This window comes from Klebsiella sp. PK18 (genome assembly GCF_057784655.1).
Genome location: NZ_CM173493.1, coordinates 2241311 through 2259934, shown reverse-complemented (window position 1 = coordinate 2259934; position 18624 = coordinate 2241311). Strand labels below are relative to the sequence as shown.

The window sequence follows — 18624 nt, the reverse complement described above, 5'->3', positions numbered from 1 at the left end:
TTATGCCTGCACCAGGGGTCCCGGATTTTTCAGATACTGCTCGCGGATCGCCTTCGCTGACCAGTAGGCCAGCGCGGCCACCGTGCCGGTTGGGTTGTAGCCCAGCCCCTGCGGGAACGCGGAGGCGCCGATGACGAAGACGTTATGCACGTCCCAGCTTTGCAGATAACGGTTCACGGCGCTGGTTTTCGGATCTTCCCCCATTACCGCCCCGCCGTTCATATGGGTGGTCTGGTAGGTGGTGGTATCAAAGTGGCTGTTGGCGTTTTTCGGGCTGCCGAGGATATATTTCGGCTTCATCGCTTTGGCGATCGGCGCCATCTTATCGAACATAAACTGCGCCATCTTGATGTCGTTTTCCTGCCAGTCGAAGGTCATGCGCAGCAGCGGCTGGCCGAAGACGTTTTTGTAGTTCGGATCAAGATCGAGGTAGTTCTGCCGATAGGACTGGTGCGCGCCGTGGGCATCCATCGACAGGTGATGGGTGTAGGTATCGGCAACCGCCGCTTTCCACTTGCTGCCCCACGCCGGGGTGCCCGGCGGTACCGGGAAACCGGAGATGGGCTTGGTCCCGGCCTGGTTGACCCAGAATGGCGAACCGCCCACAAAGCCCGCCGCGCCGTGGTCGAAGTTGTCGGCGTTGAAGTCGTCGACCCCGACGCCGTTGCCGCCCGCGCCGATAAACGGGTTGGTATAGGTGTCTTTGTCGAAAATGGCCTTGATGGTGGTCATGTTCTGGTAGGCGAAGTTACGCCCCACCACCCCTTCGCCGGTCTCCGGATTGTACGGTTTGCCGATCCCGGAGAGCAGCATCAGGTGCACGTTGTGGAACTGGAAGGCGCCGATAATCACCAGGTCCGCCGGCTGTTCCATTTCGCGCCCCTGGCCGTCGACGTAGGTCACGCCGGTGGCGCGGGATTTGTCGTCGGTCAGGTTGACCTTCAGCACGTTGGCGTTGGTCCGCAGCTCAAAGCGTTTTTCCTGGCGCAGCGCCGGCAGGATGTTCACGTTCGGCGAGGCTTTGGAGTACATGTAGCAGGCGTAGCCGCTGCAGAAACCGCAGAAGTTGCACGGGCCCATCTGCGCGCCGTAGGGGTTGGTATAGGAGTCGGAAGTGTTGGCCGACGGCAGGTTATAGGGGTGATACCCCACTTCCAGCGCCGCTTTTTCAAACAGCTGCGCCGACCAGGTGTTTTTCTGCGCCGGCAGCGGGAAGTCGTCTGAGCGGTCCGGGGCGAAGGCGTTGCCGCCGCGGCCTTTGCCGACCACCTTGCCTTTGATCGACCAGGCGGTCCCGGAGGTGCCGAACACTTTTTCCGCTTTATCGAAGAACGGTTCCAGCTCGTCGTAGGTGACACCGAAATCCTGGATGATCATATCCTGGGGAATGAAGTTTTTGCCGTAGCGTTCTTCATAGTGGCTGCGCATCCGCAGTTCGATGGGATCGACGCGGAAATGGACGCCGGACCAGTGCAGCCCTGCACCGCCCACGCCGGTACCCGGCAGGAAGGCCGCCAGCTGGCGATACGGCACCGCCTGCTGGCTGGTGTTATGCCGGATGGTGACAGTGCTTTTCGACAGATCCTGGAACAGCTTGCGGCGGATGTTGTAGGTCAGCTCATCAATCACCTGCGGATAGGCGCCATCCGGCCAGGTGTCGCGCATCGGGCCGCGCTCCAGCGCGACGACGTTGAGCCCGGCTTCGGTCAGCTCTTTGGCCATGATTGCCCCAACCCAGCCGAAGCCGACGATCGCGACATCGGTTTTTTTCAATACGGTGGCCATAATTACGCCCTCTCCCCATTAATTGATACCGGCGGGAAGGGGTAGCGTTCGCCCCGTTCAACCCAGTCCATAAAGTCGGCGCGCGCGCCGGGAAAATTAATCAGCGTCCAGCCGACCATGCCTTTATTGCCGCCATGGATCGGGTCGCTGAAGAACCCTTCGCGGGTGTTCTGTAGCAGATAGGTGAAGAACAGCGAGGCCGGCAGCTGTTTGAACTCGGCTTTGCCGGATTCCCACAGGCCGAGCGCCTCGTCCTGCTGCTCGCTGCTCAGTTCAGCGAAGGTTTTATGATATTTGTCCTGGCACCACGCCTCGGCATCAGCGATCCCGAGGTTATAGATCTGTTTAGGCACCAGCGGCAGCTGATAACCCATCTCTTTCGGCACGTCGGGGTTAAAGGGCCCCTGCATATACCAGATGGAGCCGGTGGCGTAGGGGGTATTGAGCTGGCGGTCGATAAACTCCGGGACGCCGGCCTCTTTGGCGCCGGGACCGAGTTCATCCGCCGGGATTAAGCGAGCGACGGCGGCGTTGATAAACGCCCACTCACGATCGTTGAAGAACTGCGGCTTCCAGTCGCTGGCCGCCGCCGTGTTCCCGGAAGCAGGCTCAGACGCGGGGGCCGCCTGCGCGGTCGCGCTGGTGGCCACGCCAATGGCCCCTGCTCCCGCGCCGCCGATCACCACCGTCGGGATCAGCGCCATCGATTTCACCAGGAAATCACGCCTGGAATTGTTGGTTTTCTCGCTCGACATCATCACATTCCTGTCATTGAAAATTACTGTTTTTGTCGCAGACAAACCCAGTGAATGTCGTGCTGGAACCGATACCATTGCGCTTTCAAACCGCTTAGCGTCTGGCCCGGCCCGGCAAGTCGGATAAAACATCGCCAGAGGCGATATCATTTATAGGGTTATCGTTTGGATAGTAGACGATTCTCAACGAAACGCGGGAAATCGGAGAGAAATTCACCGGAATGTCATCGTGAGAAGGGTGCTGCCATAACCTTGAGGCGGTAAACCAGCGGCATTCACACCGCGCTGAGCTTACCCATGCGCCATAAAAGAGTGACTTGTATCACAAATGTTATTTTTTGTTTATGGTACATGGCAGATTAAACGTCTGTAAATACTCGTATTAGGAATAATTAAACATTTTGAGCTGTTAAAAAAGTTAATAACCGTTGTTAACTATTTTGCATCTATTTCCCGGCTAACGCGTTCAGCTGGCGATCCCCATCCACAGGAGAAGAGAAGATATGTTCGATCATGTGAAATTCGGCGCTAGCGACTATGCCGCCAGCAAAACGTTCTTTTTACAGGCCCTGGCCCCGCTTGGCGTAACGCTGGTTGGCGAAGGCGAGCCGACCTACGGCGCAGAGCTGGCCGGCAGCGGCGATGTTTCTCTATGCCTCTATCAAAGTGCGGAAAAACCAGCGCCGCTGCACATTGCCTTTCGCGCCGACAGCCGCGAGCAGGTCGATGCCTTCTGGCAGGCGGCGCTGGCCGCCGGAGGAAAGGACAACGGCGCGCCGGGGGTACGGCCAAACTACCACGCCAGTTACTACGCCGCCTTTGTGATTGCGCCAGACGGGCACAATATTGAAGCCGTGTGCCATCTGGCGGGGTAAGCCGAGCGGAAAAAAATTCCCACGTCCGTGGGAAACGCTGAAGGTATGGATGTCTCGGATTCAGCTGACCGACTCAATGAGGGCGGACAACAGTCCGGTGAAGTGGGTATGTGACTCAATGACATAATCCGAGGAGACTTTATCGCGGATTTCGAAACGGTCATCTGTGAAGCTGTAGACAATCACGGACATGCCCTCTTCACCAATCACTACTTTGTCATTGAGGTTCGGATCGACATAGATTTCGTTAATACGCGTATCAAAGTTTCGAACAAAGATATTCGACCATGCAGGTTCACCGTTCTCTGCCTGCACCAGGCTGTACAATGTCATGCCATTGTACTCACCCCCATCCATAATATTGAACATATCCGCGTAGTCCGGCCGACTAATCAACAGTCGTTGAATATCCTCATAGACCCTTCTTTTCTTGTCCTCCCATTCAGCAGGCGCGACTTTGTGCATTAAATCTGCCATGACGTCTGAGTCTACAGGGTCGGCTACGGGATAATTACCTTCAACCATCAGAGACTTCAGGTTAACAATCGTGAAATAGCGCTTTAGCTGGGCGGGGAATAAAACTGGCATTGCGATTGTTTTTCCTTTCTCGTCGCAAAACTCGACCAGATAGCCAGTTGTTGGCGCATTAAAAACCATAACAATCGTACCAAGCGTTCCTTTTACCAGCCCTTCATTCGGTAAATCCTCACCTAAAACCACAACGTCTAATTCGGCTCTTTTCATGTTTATTTCCCTATTTAACGTAAATAGTTGTCAGGCGAGGAACGAGCGCATCTGTTTCATACATCCAGCCTGTACGGATGACCGCCGTTTCACCATTGACGCCTAAAATTGGCATATCTACAGCCATTGTTTGACCGTAGTTGTTTGTCTGCAATATCTTTGCTGGGGCCGATAATACGCCCTTCTGAATTCGTGCTGCTAAGACATCCGCATTCGTTGGGTTGTACCCCAGGGCAGACTCAAACACCCGAGCCTTATGACCGCCTGTAGGATGTGTTGAATCTAAAGCGTACGTCGCGAGTTTTTTCGGATCGATAACGGCGTGTTCAGCATTCACTAACGTACCGTTCTCAGAGATGAAGCCCTTTACATACGGGCTTTCAAAGGCTGGTATTTTACTGAGACTCGATAACTCATCTAACTCACTTAAAGGATTCAATCTACCCATTGTTAATCCTGCCGCGAAAGAGGCTCCAGCAACGAGTAATCCTTTATTGTCCATAATCTGGTCGTAACCTGCAGGCGCATCACCACCTAGTTGCAACGCTGTTTCATGGAATCCTTCAATGTTGCCATTATATACACCGCCAGCGGCTAGCAGTCGGCCAATGGTCTTGCTGTTTAGTGTCTTTGACGCTGGTGCGATTCTTGAGCCATTATAATTGTGTTGTATACGCTGAGTGGGAGCTGGCCTCCTTCCTTGGCGATCGGCAATCGTGTGCCTGTAGGCGTTCATAATTTCGTCCTTAAACCACGCATGGTATAACGAAGTAGTAGGGGTAAAAATTAAATCGCCATTGTCGTCGATGTAAAATGGATTTCTGTCACTGCTCCAACACCTGGAGATATCCACACCAACAAGCCAGCCAATTTGTAGCCTGTGCTCTACCTCATCGTAGATAGGATCTGCATAGCTACGTTGCCTTCGTTCATATGGCCTTTTATGTGGAGATGAATTGTATATTTCCTTCGGTAGGCCAAAAGCGAGGCTGTGACCATTCGCCTCACAGGAGAGGTCGTAATGTATACACGCTTCTCTTAGCGAACCTGCTGGTGTCAAAATATATTGAAAGTCTTCAGGATTTAATTGGCGTATTAAATCATGTGGCTGGTAAAGTCGAAACATATGAATTCCCTATCCTTCATTTTATAATAATCATTCGCCATTATTGTTTTAAACAGTTCCCTTCTCTATCGCAATAAAATATTCCTACCTCTCCCAAACGACAGTTTCATTAGCTAAAAATTATTTTAGTTGCGCTGGCTATAAAATATTTATTCTAATACGAGTATTCCGCTTAGTGCTAAACCCCACATGCGTGGGGAAGACAGATAGCGGCCGCTCTGATACGAGGTAATCATGGAAACACCCCACATGCGCGGGGAAGACGCTGACGGCCAACAACTACGCAGGTGAGCCCCGGAAACACCCCCACATGCGTGGGGAAGACCGCGTCCGCTACTATCGAGAGCAGAGCATCCAGGAAACACCCCCACATGCGTGGGGAAGACCCTGTGGATGAGGTATAGCCGCCCGTATCGATGGAAACACCCCCACATGCGTGGGGAAGACAGGTCAGGAAAGACGCGGCACTGGCCGTAAATGGAAACACCCCCACATGCGTGGGGAAGACCCGCACGCGCCAGCCGTTTACGCAATGACGCTAGAAACACCCCCACGTGCGTGGGGAAGACGGAATGCACAGGGCCATAGATCGCTTCAACCTGGAAACACCCCCACGTGCGTGGGGAAGACACCAACATATTGTGAAAGAGCGAGAATTTAACCACTATATCCACGTATTACGACAGTTTTAGGGTTTCAATAATCAGCTGTAACCCACTAATATCAATAATCGGCTTCCTGACCTCACCCTTGTAGCGAATTTCATAGCCAGGCGGTTGAGGAATACTGCGAAACAGCATCAGGCCTGATTCCACAGGCGTGTACTGAATCAAATAATCAACAACGGTTTGCGCGACCGAATCTTTGACGCCTGAGACGAAAACATTTGGCCGGGGTTCGACAAACCACAGCTTCATTCGTCCACGGACCGCTGGCGGCAGATCATTTGCCAGTACGACGAGCACCTTTTCCTCCCATCAGCTCATTAATATCGGCCGCAATCAGGTTGAGCAAATCCAGGGCTATCACTCGCTTTCTGAATGCCTCAGAGACTTTGTGTTTATCGTAGCGGCCCGCCATTTCCCTCGAGAGTGAAAATGCCAAATCAATACAGAGCCGTTCTTTGTAAAGGTCGGCCAGATCATAGACAAACGGTAAAGGGCTACCTGAATGGATAAAGCCGATATGCGGCGAGTAGCCCATCGCATGCACAACCGAGCATAAAATGCCATACAGGGCGGCGTTGGTGGATGTCAGTACCTGGTTTGTCAGGTCACTCAGTTCAAACTTGCCTGGTGTAAACTGACGCCCTTTCCAGCCGACGCCATACTCCTGCGCTTTTTGCTGATACAATGCGCGAACCCGACTCCCCTCCATGCCCATCATGCTGTTTAAACTTTTACCCTCCAGATCGGCATCCGGAAAGCGTTTAGCAAACATCCCTCGGGCAACCTTGAGGGCAGACGACGCATCGCAGGCCAGCGCCATCTGAGCTTTAAGATTGCGGGTATCTGCAGTAGGCAAAAAACCGGCGGCATAAAACAGCAGACTATCCTCGCCCACCCAGCACACCGCGCAGTTAGCCGCGGTTGCGGTTTTGATCGCCTCATGAGTCACAGTTGTCCCGGGGCCAAGCAGCAGCGTGTTGATGGTCGCCACCGGGAGAGGCACCACGTTGCCATCCGCATCAACCCATTTAACACTGCTGTCATCGATCTCCAGCCGCCCGCGCTCAAGGTAGAGAAAAGGATACTTATCTTTTACCTGAGGCAGGAGTTCGCGGGTAACTTTGACAAACAGCCTCTCCCCCTGGGCCATTAGCCTAACTCCAGCACAGTCACCTGGCGATCCCGGTAACGCTTATGTCGACCAAACTGCAGCGGGACATCATTTAGCGTGATGACATCGCCATCCCCTTCCCCTTCAATGACCGTATAGCTCAATGCTCGCTGCTTGCTATCGGCTAACTTCTGTGCCTGCTGCCAGGCCGATTCTGCGCTGTCAAAGATACCCTGGTAGATAAGCTCAGTAGGTACACAGCTCTTGCGCCCCAGATACAAATCCCATACCGGATTTTGCAAAGCCTCCGGCAATAACTCAGCCTGCTTACTGCCAAGCGTCATCACCACGGCGAAAACGGCATCCTGGAGGTAGTAGCGGTAGGTCATTTTAGTTCCACCACCTACGGCTTTCTTTCCATCGGTTGTTTTAGGGATCAGCAGGCTTTGCCACGGATCGCTGTCGTCGTAACCGCTGCCCACCATCTGGAAGTCGCACAATGTCGGCTCGCGCAGGAGCGGCTGGCCCTGCTTGTCGGTTCGGGCGTAGGCGCGAACCTCCATCGGCAGGTTATTCATCTCCGCCAGCCACTCGACCTCTGGCCCCGCGGCGCCTCGTGCACAGCAAATCAGCCCCAGAATGCCCGAGCGGGTCGGGAAATTCAGCGTATCGCGTACTCCGAACTTTGAATCGAATCCCCAGGACTGCAGCGGCCCTTCAAGCCACAGCAGCATATAGTGCGTAGTTTGGCTCATCTTCACCGTCCATTACAGATGTGACTGCAAGTCAGCGATCAGGCGGTCAATGCTGTAGTCAAGATCCTCGCCCCACTCGTAATCGCCTTGTTTGCCGAACAAGGAGCCAGAGAGTTTTTCTTTTGTATGCAACCAGTCTTTGAGCGCCGATTTACTGGGGGATAAGAAGCCTTCCCCCTGACTCTTAACGGGCTGCTCGAATGAAGCCTGCAGACCCTGACCTTTACGCAGTAACACGCGAGCATATTCCCACGGGCAGGCTCCGGACTGCGTTGTCTGTCGGGCTGAGGGGACGGCGACATAGAGTGCCTTAACAAAAGCAGCGACGGCGGTTTTTATATCGGCGTCCTCACCCAACGTCTGCGCCAGTTGCCCGAGATCCAGGCTGACATAGCGATAGTAGGTCGCCGAATTAAACTCCAGGCTGCCCATATGTGCCGAACCGCTTTCATCCTCCGTTTTACAGTCATCCACGGCGGTAAAAAACTCGACCTCATTACTCACTTTATGGGTGGAAATGGCATGCGCGAACGATGCCGCCGCCTCAACGTTCATATCCGCCGCTTTGGCCACCATACGGCCGAAAAGCGCAATATCCAGGGCATCCAGGGTATTGTTAACCACCTTTTTGGCGACTTTGACCAGTTCTTTGTCTTTCAGGCTCTCGGCGTCAAAATCTTTTTCCTGCGCATAAGCGGCAAATGCGGCAGCCTCAGCCTCGCTGAGAAACAACAGGGTATCGTCGGAGAAAAAAGCGGCCATCGCCTCACCGCAGTGAGTGGCCTGTTCTTCGCTCGCCCCTACTGTGCGACAGGCATTGGCCAGCAATGAAGCAATTTTTTTACTACGCACCCCGAGACGAATACCAAAATCTGGCAGCGCCAGACGAACCTGGCGCTTCCAGCACTGCGATGACACTCTGGCGCGCGACACACCACCGACGATAGCGGACTTGGGAGCCCCCACGTCATCGCGGTTAAGGCAGGTCACCGGGAAAGACTGCAAAATATGAAACTCAATACGGGTGTTTCTGAACGGGGTAGTCATAAGATTATCCTTAATAAATTGTTTAACCATCAGGAAAAAAGCGCATCAACAACGGGCACAATCTGCAGCAGGCCGCAGCCAAAGGCTCGCCCTTTGCCAATGCCATGATGAAAACTATGCTGGAACTTCTGTCGGTCGGTGACGGTGAGCAGCCCCTGCACCGTCGCCTTGCCAAGCGTTACCTGGCGGCCGGCTTTATCTTTAAATTGCAGCACTTCCACCGCGTCAACCTGCAGGCTCCGCGCATCCACTTCAAAGCCCCAGCGGCTGGCGGCGCGCTGAATGAACCACTGCGCAATATCAGCCCGACCTTTCACCGCGACGCGTTTACCCGTTTGCTTATCTTTCCGTACCGGATTCACCTGTACCTGAAAGCGATAACGCGAGTGGGAGAGAAAGGCAGCCGGAATCGATTTACTGATAACCTCACCATACAGCCCATCGACCTTTACAGCCGGAGGCCTGTCAGAGACGATCAATACTTTGCGGCCATGAAAATCCCCGCCCTGGTCGGCATAGGCAATCCCGCTCGACATATGACTGCACTTCTCCTGGTCTGTGCGCGCATCAGCAAACAGGCTGTACACCACCCGGTGCAGGGAGTAGGCATCGCTGATTTTCAGGGCTTTCACCGCGGCGCGATCAAGATGTAAAGCACTCGCAAAGAGTTCAGTCATGTGGATTCCTCACCTCATTCCCGGCTGTCTCATCGGCACGACGATAGAATTCTTGCGCCCAGCGGGCGCGGATCCGTTCGCGACTGCTGCCAGAGAACCACTGCAGTTCATTGAGTAGCCCGGCGAAATCCGGTGTCACACTACGGCTGGCCATTAATGCCAACAGCGGGCGCAAAATACGGCACGCTTCGCTCGTCGATGTACAGGCCAACAACCGCCGCAGGCGAGCTTTCGCCTGTTCAGACTGATTGCCATCAGGATAACAACCCGCAATGGCGGCCCCCAGAGTGGTTGTACCATTGCTGGCCGGTTTCGCCTTGGCCAGCGCGGCGCCAATGACGCAGTACGGCAGGCGTTGCCACTCTTTTTCCAGGTCAATGCCAAACCCCGCCAGGATTTCCCAGCTCTGATACTCGGTCGCCGGGTTATCCGCTCGTTTAAGGCGGGCGGCAAAGCCATTGTCTTTCGCGATACGCTCAATCACGTAAGCGACAAATCGTTTGGCTGGCGATTCGTTAGCCGCGCTTTCGGCGGTAACGTCTGCAGGAAACTGATCCATGAAGATCCTCCTTAATCGAGGGTGAGGTATTTGGAGAAATTAGGCCGGGCCTGCGCCCAGGCGTCTAATTGACGTGCACTGTCGGCGGGACAAAGCTGATCAAAAACCTGCCCGGCGTACCTGGCAAAAATTTTTCGTAGTTGATGACGTGCGGAATGGTCTTCCCCGAAATTCAAGCAAACATTAATTAAGGTCTGAGCCTGACGTTCACAAAGTTGCCAGAATAGCGCCGTCGCTTTTTCGGCCTGCTTTGCCACAAAGGGTTGAGCCTTTCCTGTCGCTGATTTATCAATATCTGATAGCTGACGGAAATAACGCACAACGGCGCCCCAAAGCTGTTTTTGCACAGCCTCAAGCTGCGTCATTTCATATTTTAAATATTCTAAAAATGAGTGATTGATTAAATCTGATGACAACCATATTTCTGACTGCACATAATCATCGGTGCCTGAAGCGTACTGTTCCCCCGCATTGCTACTCACCCGTAAGCCGCCCGACCATAGCGCAAACTGTTCCGTATTACGGGATATCCGCTGCAGAGGAAGACTAAGCTGGCGGGTTTCAAATACCCGGGGGCAATCCTGCTCAATGAACTGCAATAGCGATGTCAGCTCGCGCCAGGGGCGTTTACCCGGATTAACCCATAACGCCTTCGGTTTCTTTCCTGAAAAATCGACGGACACCGAGGGATCGATTTTGCCTTCCAGATAGCCGGCATGGCTTATTCCATCGCTATAGTGAATGCCGTTCTCAGCTAACAGACAAAATTTACCCATCGGGATCAGGCGGCCCAGCAACGACGCTTTCAACGAGCGTGCAATGTCATCATCTTCCCCTGTCGGCATTCGCTCCCATGGGGCGGTCCCCAGCGTGGGATACATCACCAGCTGCGTAATATCCTCAGCGGTAAACAAATTGAGCCAAACGCTCTGTACGATGGAATCGCCCAGCCAGAACGAATGTAACAATCCCATATGCCCGACAGAAACCCCGGCCTTTCCACTGCCCGGCTTTCCCTTGTCGTTTTGTTTACCCCGATAGCCCGGCGTTAATACCACAGAGTTATCGGTTTTCTTGCCTCCGAGCCCAAAGCCCATTTGCATAACAATAGCTAGCGCTTTGTCTGCATCAGTTAATTGCTGCTGTTGCTGACTTTCGGTCAAAACGGTGGTATTGCCGGTACTCACCTCCGGTGATAATACGCCCAATGACTTACATTCCGCGGCCTGAATAGCGGGCATCTGTAAGAACGGCTTTTCGCCATACAGATAAAAACGGTCATGCCATTTAGCAAGGTACTGCAGGCAGCAATGGGCCATTCCCTGCCAGCCCATCTGCTGCCAGTCGCTATCATCTGTCGGCGTCGCTGCTGCCTGGGCGATGGCGAGTAGCAATTTAGTGAGCGCGATTTTTTCTACCGGATTCCCCCCTAAAGCGCGTAATTCCGGCTGGCTGAAAATATCGGTTAAACTGACCAACCCCACATCCACGACCGCAATCCAGGGTTCATCAATCAAATTGAAGCGGTTCTCCATAGTTTATTCCTTTTTGGAAATGGCCCGGAAGCCAAGATATTCACTATATTCGAGAGTGTATTTATCGCCTGCGGGCCGGCCATCCAGTGTCTTCAACTCATCCGCTGGGCTGACAATCGCAACCCGCAGTAACGCCTCGTCATCTTCGGGGCGACCAAGATAGAACACCTCCTGCAGGCGTAATTTTTCCAGCTCACTTTTAGCTATTGTGGGCGGACAAAAAGCCGGGCTAACTCGCACCAGCTGCTGATTAAGCACCACCGCCAGCTGTCGCCACTGCGCCCGGCTTAAACGATGGCGCCCATGCGGAAGGGTTAATTCAGCACCATCTAGCAGGCGCATATACGTGATGCTGTCTTGCGTACGCAGACCACGCAGCAGCAACAGGTCATGGGTGTCACGATCGCTATAGCGAGTCTCCGCTTTATGCTCAGGCAGCGTTTTCCCGCCGGTAGATAACGTGAGCTTCGCCAGCGACTGCAGGGCCTCTTCACCTGAACGAAAGCGGCTGCCATTCTTCAGCTCATGCAATAGGCTGGCCCATGTCCCCTCTTCAGCGCGCTCGGTATAGGTTTGATCGATCAGGGGGCGAATATCCCCAGGCAATGAGAGGGACGGGATCGCTTGCCAGACCTCCAGACTGCGGCATAACACATAGGGCGAATAGACCATCGCGCTCATGCCGAATGCAGAACCCGGGTTGGCTAAAGCACTCTCCAGCGAGGGGGACAATAGCCAGCATTCCGCCTTCGCGCTGGCATGGCGGGGGGTATCGGTATGCCGCCACAGCCGACCAAGACGTTGCAGCAACATATCGGTTGGCGCAAAACGGCTGACGAGGAAATCAGCATCTATATCGAGGGATTGTTCCAGAACCTGGGTCCCGACTAAAATGCGTCCGCACTGTTTACGTTGGGGCCAACCCGCCCGGCCGTAAAGCGCGACCCAGCGTTGCTCATGCCGGTTGCGTTGCTGGGGCGTAAATCGGGAATGTAAGAGTCCTGTTTCACATCCCGCCTCGACTGCCCGGCTGGCCAAGTCCAGATACGTTTGTTGCGCTTCGGCAACGGTGTTCTCAATCCATAACACCTGCTGCCCGAGCTCTGCGCGCCGCAGCGCCTCTTCCCGCGCGGACTCATCTTTACGACAAGAATGGAGGATGACGCTGGTATTCTCGGTGACGGGAACGCCAATCTCGACCAGACCGCGCTCCCGTTCCGCTGATGGCGCCGCGGTAATCAGCGGGTATGCCTCACTGGTTGTGCTTTGCTGCAGTAATGCGTCGCGACGCGTCTGACTCAGCGTGGCGCTAAGAATAATCACTGTACAGTCGATTTGACGGAGGAATTCGACTAACGCATTGAGAATCGTGCCAGTGTATAAATCGTAAGTATGAACTTCATCAAGGATCACAACCTTGCCTGCGAGCCCATACGCTCTGACAAAACCATGCTGAACATTCATCACCGCCATCAACGCCTGATCGATGGTACCGACGGCAAACGGCGCTAATAAGCCGCGTTTACGGTGGTTAAACCACGCACCACCAGGGCTTCCTTCCTCCCCCATCTCGGTATCCATCAACCAGGCGCCGGAATGCAAAAGTAAGGCATGTCGCGGGGTTTCAGTACTGACAATCTGTTGCAAAAACGCATTAAAGCGATCGTATATTTTGTTCGAGGTTAGCTGGGTGGGTAGCGCAAAATAAATGCCGGTTGCTTTTTCCTGGACCAACATTTGATAAGCCGCATAGAGCGCGGCTTCGGTTTTACCCATTCCCATTTGCGCTTCGAGAATATAGAGACCAGGCCCCACAACCTGGTCAATAAAGTGCGATTGCGCTTCGCGTGGTTTCTTCGACGGATCGTCAGGAAAAAAGACGTCAGCAAAGGATAGTCCCTGACGGATAACGGGTTTAATAAAGCCGGCGTTATTAAGGGCTGCTGTTATGACAGGCTGCCACGCTTGCTCAGGATTTTCAAAAAACTCACCGGAGCCAATCCAGTCAGCTACCGAGGTCAACCCGGCGACCACGCGAGCCTGAGCGGCTGAATCAAATGTCGGCCAATCTGCGGAGAATTCCGCTTTCAGCTTATCCACGAGTTTTTTACGCTCATCAAACCAGAGCGGCCCGCCGAATACTTCAGCGTCGCCACGCCTGCCGTTGAGCCCTGGATTAAAACCATGATGCTGACCGAGGATCTCAGGAACATAGCGCGGAGCATGTAAACTTTCCGCTGTCGCCTGACTGACGCCTGCATGTCCTCCCCAGAGTGTTTCGAGTCCGGGGTTCACCGCCGATAACCCAGCAAGACGGTGATCATTAACGTCACATGCTGCAAAAATTTTGGCGGCAAAAGTTGGGCTGACCTTTCCGATATCGTGACCGGCAGCCGCCATTTCACTTCCCGCTGGAAAGAGTCGACTTCGCATCGACTCGGGATACAGCGCTATAAGCGCCCGAGCAATCTCCCCGACAATCTGACAATGGCTCAATACCGAGCGTCCCTGCACCACGCGACCATCACTCAACATCCGGGTTTTCGCTGGGCAGTTCTCAAAACTTATCGCCGCTATGGCATGTTGATTTTGTAGCGAAACCCTGGTCAAGCGCCTCATGGAATTTTTCCTTAAAAAACATGTGCCCTTTATTAATACTAAAAACCGGGAAATTTATAAATAACTTTTTATAAAATCAAAAATATCCACAACACACTGAATTAAAGATAAAAGCCAAAAATAATAATATAAAAAGTTATAAATAATTAATATGAAGAACAATATCTCCAGACGAGTAAGAAACTCGAACGATTTAGATGTCCCTAAAGAAAGTATAGAACAAACATAGTTCACGAATATTTATAAGTAAAATCATATAAAAAATATATGAGACTGTGCTGGCCAAACGAAATTTCGAAGACATTAATCTACATTAAGGATAACTATGTCACGGCATTGATGCTTTTACGTCAGGAATCCCCTTCCATCTGAGAAATGCGCACAGACGTGACTTGTCGTCACTTGAAAGGCGAAAACACCTCCACGCATGTGGGGAAGACAGGATAGAGCCAAATCCGCTCACACGTGATGAAGAAACACCCCCACACATGTGGGGAAGACCCGGCATCCGTCAGCTCGACGGCCAGCTGCAGGGAAACACCCCCACGCATGTGGGGAAGACGGTATCTCCGTTGCCGCTGCAGCCTATTCGCTGGAAACACCCCCACACATGTGGGGAAGACCCAGGGTAAAAGCTGCCTGCTTTTCTACGCTTCAGAAACACCCCCACACATGTGGGGAAGACAGAAATGGAGATCGCCTTACTGGCGGCGTTTGAGAAACACCCCCACGCATGTGGGGAAGGCAAATGTACGATGGGCAACTAACCTCATCGAGCGGAAACACCCCCACGCATATGGGGAAGACTCGCCAAGCTTCGCTGTGTTAGCTTTAGCCGGAGAAACACCCCCACGCATGTGGGGAAGACGGTGTTATCACACCATTGATGGTGACCACGACGGAAACACCCCCACGCATGTGGGGAAGACTTTATCATCCGCCAGGGCTAATAATTGTTGCCAGAAACACCCCCACGCATGTGGGGAAGACACCCCGAATCTGGATGAAATGAGCGTCCATGAAGAAACACCCCCACGCATGTGGGGAAGACGCTTTGAAGACCTGGCGAAAGACTTGGGCTTAGGAAACACCCCCACGCATGTGGGGAAGACGCAAGCGCCCGTATAACCCTGTCGCCGCTCTCGGAAACACCCCCACGCATGTGGGGAAGACGCATTCCCGGCATCAATTGCCGTAGGTGATCTGGAAACACCCCCACGCATGTGGGGAAGACACCAGCATATTGTGTTTAGCGGCGTATTAAAACACCAGATTTACGATAATTGCACTCCGCAGGGTTTCCGCATCAGCATCAACATTTATCAAACGAAAAAGTATGTCCCCATATCACCACCGTCGACTTGCTGCTGACCAGGACCGATATACCCTACTGGCCTGCCCGCCCCGCAGCCAGGCGCAAAACGCTTTTGTCGTACCCAGAACGTAGCGCGACGTACTGATGCTTGCCTTCCGTGGCTTCGCGTAGTTACTTCTGCGGAAAAATCCACACATCCTCCGCCGGGAGCGTCAGATGGCAGTGTTCGGCATCGCGCAGCGCCGTTCCGTAGGCGCGCAGCGGAAAGTCGTCGCCTTCGGTACGGAACAGGTACTCCCAGCGGTCGCCGAGGTACATGCTGGTCAGCAGTGGGAGCTGGAGGCTATTATCCTGCGCTGCGCCGTCGAGACGCAGGCGCTCGACGCGGATCACCGCCGTCGCCGGCTGGCCGACGCTGACCCCCTCGCCCGCTCGACCCCACAGCGTCCAGCTGGCGCCTTCAACCCTCGCACGACCGTTTTCCAGCGCCGTCACCTTACCGTGCAGACGGTTATTGCTGCCCATAAACTCGGCGGCGAACAGCGTCGCCGGGCTGCCGTACATCTCCTGCGGTGTCCCCTGCTGCTCAATGACGCCATTGTTCAGCAGCAGAATACGATCGGAGATGGCCATTGCTTCATTCTGATCGTGGGTGACCATCAGCGCCGACAGGCCCAGCTTGATGATCAGCTCGCGCAGAAACACCCGCGCCTCTTCGCGCAGTTTGGCGTCAAGGTTGGAGAGCGGTTCATCCAGCAGGATCACCGGCGGGTTGTAGACCAGCGCCCGGCCGATGGCCACCCGCTGCTGCTGGCCACCGGAGAGCTGGTGCGGATGGCGGTTGCCGAGGTGCCCCAGCCCCAGCTGATCCAGTACGCGCTGCACCCGCTCTTTTATCTCCCCGGCGGCGACTTTACGCAGCTTCAGCGGATAGGCCACGTTGTCGAACACCGTTTTGTGCGGCCACAGGGCATAGGACTGGAAGACCAGACCCAGGTTACGCTCTTCGGCCGGGATCTCGCTGCGCGGCGTGCCGTCGTACACCGTACGGTTGCCGATGGCGATCCGTCCGCTCGTCGGTTTTTCCAGCCCGGCCACCGCCCGCAGCAGCGTGGTTTTGCCGCTTCCCGACGGCCCCAGCAGCGACACCACCTCTCCCCGGCCAAGCGTCATGGACACCCCCTTCAGCACCGGGTTGTCGCCATAGGTGAGATGCAGATTTTCTACCGATAACTCAATCATGTAATTTCACTCCAAAGCGCAGGGCGATACCAAGGCCAATCACCACCAGCAGAATATTGATAAAGGAGAGCGCCGCGACGATATCGATGGCCCCCGCCGCCCACAGCGACACCAGCATCGAGCCGATGGTTTCGGTACCCGGCGACAGCAGATAGACGCCAGTGGAATACTCACGCTCAAAGATAAGGAACATCAGCAGCCAGGAGCCAATCAGCCCATAGCGCGACAGCGGGACGGTGACGTGGCGGGTGATCTGCCCCCGCGAGGCGCCGGTGCTGCGCGCCGCCTCCTCCAGCTCCGGGCCCACCTGCAGCAGCGTCGAAGAGATGAGCCGCAGGCCGTAGGCCATCCATACCACGGTGTAGGCCAGCCAGACGCTGAAGATGGTGTTGCGCAGCGCGCGCAACTGCACGATAAGGTGCTCCCGCAGCCAGTCGGCCACCGGCAGCGCCGAGAGCCAGCCGTGCTTCAGCGACTGATCGAGCCACATCGGCACAAACAGGAACACCCACAGAAAGGCCAGACCGGCCAGCAGCCCCGGGACCGCGCGCGGGACCAGCACGCTGTAGTCAAGAAAGCGGGTGACGTTGTCCGCTTTGCGGTGCATGGCGATACCGACAAACAGATAGCAGATCACCGCCAGCGCGCCGCCGACGATGCCGATAGCCATCGAGTTGACGATCGCCCGCAGCAGGTTGGGCTGCTGCCAGATATTGTGGAACGTCGCCAGCGACAGCTCATCCCAAAGCGACACCCCGACGCCCCAGTTGGAGATAAAGGCGCGCAGCGCCACGCCGAGCAGCGGCACGCCGATGGTCACCGTCAGCCAGGCCACCACCACCGCCCCGGCCACCCAGCGCCATTTGCCCAGCGGCAGCGCCCGCGCCTGCGACGCCTTGCCCTTCATGGTGACAAAGCGGTTGGCAGTGCGCATCAGTCGCCGCTGGAGCATTACCAGCGGGATGGTGATGCAGATCAGCACCACCGCCACCGCCGCCATCAGATGGTAGGAGGGGGTGCCGAGCTTGTTGGTCAGCTTATAGAGATAGGTCGCCAGCACCATGTTGCCTTCGGGGTCGCCCAGCACCAGCATCAGACCGAAAACCTCCAGACCGAGGAAGAAGAGCAGCACGCAGGCGTAAAGAATAGATGGCCGCACCATCGGCAGACTCACCGAGGTCATCACCTGCAGCGGCGTGGCGCCGACGGTGCGCGCCGCCTCTTCCACGTCGGAACCGACGCTGCGCAGCGCCGAAGAGATATAGAGATAGGCGTGCGGAACGTGGGTTAAGCCGGCGATGACCACAATGCTGAACATCGAGTAGATATTCCACGGCACAAAGCCGATCAGCTGCTGCGCCCACTGGGAAAAGAAGCCTACCGGCCCGGCGGCCACCACGTAGCCAAAGCCCAGCACCATCGGCGAGACGAAGATCGGCACCAGGATCAGCGGCTCAATGATCCGCCGGCCGGGTAAATCGGTGCGCACCATCAGAAAGGCCAAAATACCGCCCAGCGGAATGGCAATAATCACCAGGCCAAAGGCCAGAATAAAACCTGACCTTAATGCCAGATAAAAATCCGGGTCGGTAAAAATAAAGGCGAACGCTTCCAGGCTCCAGGATTTGGAGCGGGAAAAGAATGGCGCGGAGAGAAAACTCTGCACCACAATAAATAACAGCGGGACATAAATCACCAGCGCAGTGATGCACACCACCACGCCGCGCGGCAGCCCCTGCCACTTTCTGCGTAATACATTCATGGTTCATCCCTTTGGTCAGGAGAAAAAACCCGCCGGGTGTGAATAAGGG

The 18624-nt window shown here is 54.8% G+C and carries 15 protein-coding genes and 2 CRISPR repeat arrays; of the genes, 1 reads left to right on the top strand and 14 read right to left on the bottom strand.

Translation table 11 applies throughout. From position 1 onward, the window contains the following. Together AC3EMD_RS10925 and AC3EMD_RS10920 are read right to left on the bottom strand one after the other, a co-directional pair. Complete coding sequence (locus tag AC3EMD_RS10925; RefSeq protein WP_002908285.1) at nucleotides 1-1785, bottom strand: GMC family oxidoreductase; 1785 nt, start codon at nucleotides 1783-1785, stop codon at nucleotides 1-3. 2 nt (nucleotides 1786-1787) lie between these two features. Next, nucleotides 1788-2543 (bottom strand): gluconate 2-dehydrogenase subunit 3 family protein, encoded by a 756-nt coding sequence (locus AC3EMD_RS10920; protein WP_004175724.1) that lies wholly within the window; start codon nucleotides 2541-2543, stop codon nucleotides 1788-1790. Between the two features lie 500 nt (nucleotides 2544-3043). Here AC3EMD_RS10920 and AC3EMD_RS10915 point away from each other — a divergent pair, with 500 nt between their 5' ends. Further along, nucleotides 3044-3415 carry a VOC family protein gene (locus AC3EMD_RS10915; protein ID WP_064165832.1) on the top strand — a complete coding sequence of 124 codons (372 nt, stop codon included), beginning with the start codon at nucleotides 3044-3046 and terminating at the stop codon, nucleotides 3413-3415. Between the two features lie 60 nt (nucleotides 3416-3475). Here the strand turns inward: AC3EMD_RS10915 and AC3EMD_RS10910 are convergent, their stop codons facing one another. From AC3EMD_RS10910 to AC3EMD_RS10855, 12 genes are all read right to left on the bottom strand, one after another. Beyond that, nucleotides 3476-4159, bottom strand: coding sequence for a YrhA family protein (locus AC3EMD_RS10910; protein ID WP_302074082.1), 684 nt, complete (start codon nucleotides 4157-4159; stop codon nucleotides 3476-3478). 10 nt (nucleotides 4160-4169) lie between these two features. Further along, the gene (locus AC3EMD_RS10905; protein ID WP_302074081.1) at nucleotides 4170-5285 is read right to left on the bottom strand and encodes a DUF8093 domain-containing protein; all 1116 of its coding nucleotides are present in this window, start codon (nucleotides 5283-5285) and stop codon (nucleotides 4170-4172) included. 296 nt (nucleotides 5286-5581) lie between these two features. Continuing rightward, a CRISPR array of direct repeats spans nucleotides 5582-5915; the repeat unit is 29 nt; unit sequence GGAAACACCCCCACATGCGTGGGGAAGAC. A 47-nt stretch (nucleotides 5916-5962) separates the two neighbouring features. Further along, complete coding sequence (cas2e, locus tag AC3EMD_RS10900; protein WP_074188896.1) at nucleotides 5963-6250, bottom strand: type I-E CRISPR-associated endoribonuclease Cas2e; 288 nt, start codon at nucleotides 6248-6250, stop codon at nucleotides 5963-5965. Beyond that, nucleotides 6228-7103, bottom strand: coding sequence for a type I-E CRISPR-associated endonuclease Cas1e (gene cas1e / locus AC3EMD_RS10895; protein ID WP_064165836.1), 876 nt, complete (start codon nucleotides 7101-7103; stop codon nucleotides 6228-6230). The genes cas2e and cas1e overlap by 23 nt, the downstream gene beginning before the upstream one ends. Next, nucleotides 7103-7819, bottom strand: coding sequence for a type I-E CRISPR-associated protein Cas5/CasD (gene cas5e, locus AC3EMD_RS10890; RefSeq protein WP_302074080.1), 717 nt, complete (start codon nucleotides 7817-7819; stop codon nucleotides 7103-7105). The genes cas1e and cas5e overlap by 1 nt, the downstream gene beginning before the upstream one ends. A 12-nt stretch (nucleotides 7820-7831) precedes the next feature. Beyond that, the gene (cas7e, locus tag AC3EMD_RS10885; protein ID WP_232756859.1) at nucleotides 7832-8866 is read right to left on the bottom strand and encodes a type I-E CRISPR-associated protein Cas7/Cse4/CasC; all 1035 of its coding nucleotides are present in this window, start codon (nucleotides 8864-8866) and stop codon (nucleotides 7832-7834) included. A 29-nt stretch (nucleotides 8867-8895) separates the two neighbouring features. Then, nucleotides 8896-9543 (bottom strand): type I-E CRISPR-associated protein Cas6/Cse3/CasE, encoded by a 648-nt coding sequence (gene cas6e, locus AC3EMD_RS10880; protein ID WP_232756860.1) that lies wholly within the window; start codon nucleotides 9541-9543, stop codon nucleotides 8896-8898. Beyond that, the gene (gene casB, locus AC3EMD_RS10875; protein WP_180233923.1) at nucleotides 9536-10102 is read right to left on the bottom strand and encodes a type I-E CRISPR-associated protein Cse2/CasB; all 567 of its coding nucleotides are present in this window, start codon (nucleotides 10100-10102) and stop codon (nucleotides 9536-9538) included. The genes cas6e and casB overlap by 8 nt, the downstream gene beginning before the upstream one ends. Nucleotides 10103-10113: 11 nt before the next feature. Further along, the gene (casA, locus tag AC3EMD_RS10870) at nucleotides 10114-11637 is read right to left on the bottom strand and encodes a type I-E CRISPR-associated protein Cse1/CasA (RefSeq protein ID WP_302074079.1); all 1524 of its coding nucleotides are present in this window, start codon (nucleotides 11635-11637) and stop codon (nucleotides 10114-10116) included. A gap of 3 nt (nucleotides 11638-11640) precedes the next feature. After that, entirely contained in the window at nucleotides 11641-14256 is a 2616-nt protein-coding gene (gene cas3 / locus AC3EMD_RS10865) for a CRISPR-associated helicase Cas3' (RefSeq protein WP_302074078.1), read from the bottom strand. Nucleotides 14257-14668: 412 nt separating this feature from the next. Beyond that, a CRISPR array of direct repeats spans nucleotides 14669-15490; the repeat unit is 28 nt; unit sequence GAAACACCCCCACGCATGTGGGGAAGAC. A gap of 252 nt (nucleotides 15491-15742) precedes the next feature. Next, the gene (locus AC3EMD_RS10860; protein ID WP_032733183.1) at nucleotides 15743-16813 is read right to left on the bottom strand and encodes an ABC transporter ATP-binding protein; all 1071 of its coding nucleotides are present in this window, start codon (nucleotides 16811-16813) and stop codon (nucleotides 15743-15745) included. Next, nucleotides 16806-18575 carry an ABC transporter permease gene (locus tag AC3EMD_RS10855; RefSeq protein WP_008804520.1) on the bottom strand — a complete coding sequence of 590 codons (1770 nt, stop codon included), beginning with the start codon at nucleotides 18573-18575 and terminating at the stop codon, nucleotides 16806-16808. Before AC3EMD_RS10855 ends, AC3EMD_RS10860 begins: the two co-directional genes overlap by 8 nt. Between the last annotated feature and the right edge of the window lie 49 nt (nucleotides 18576-18624).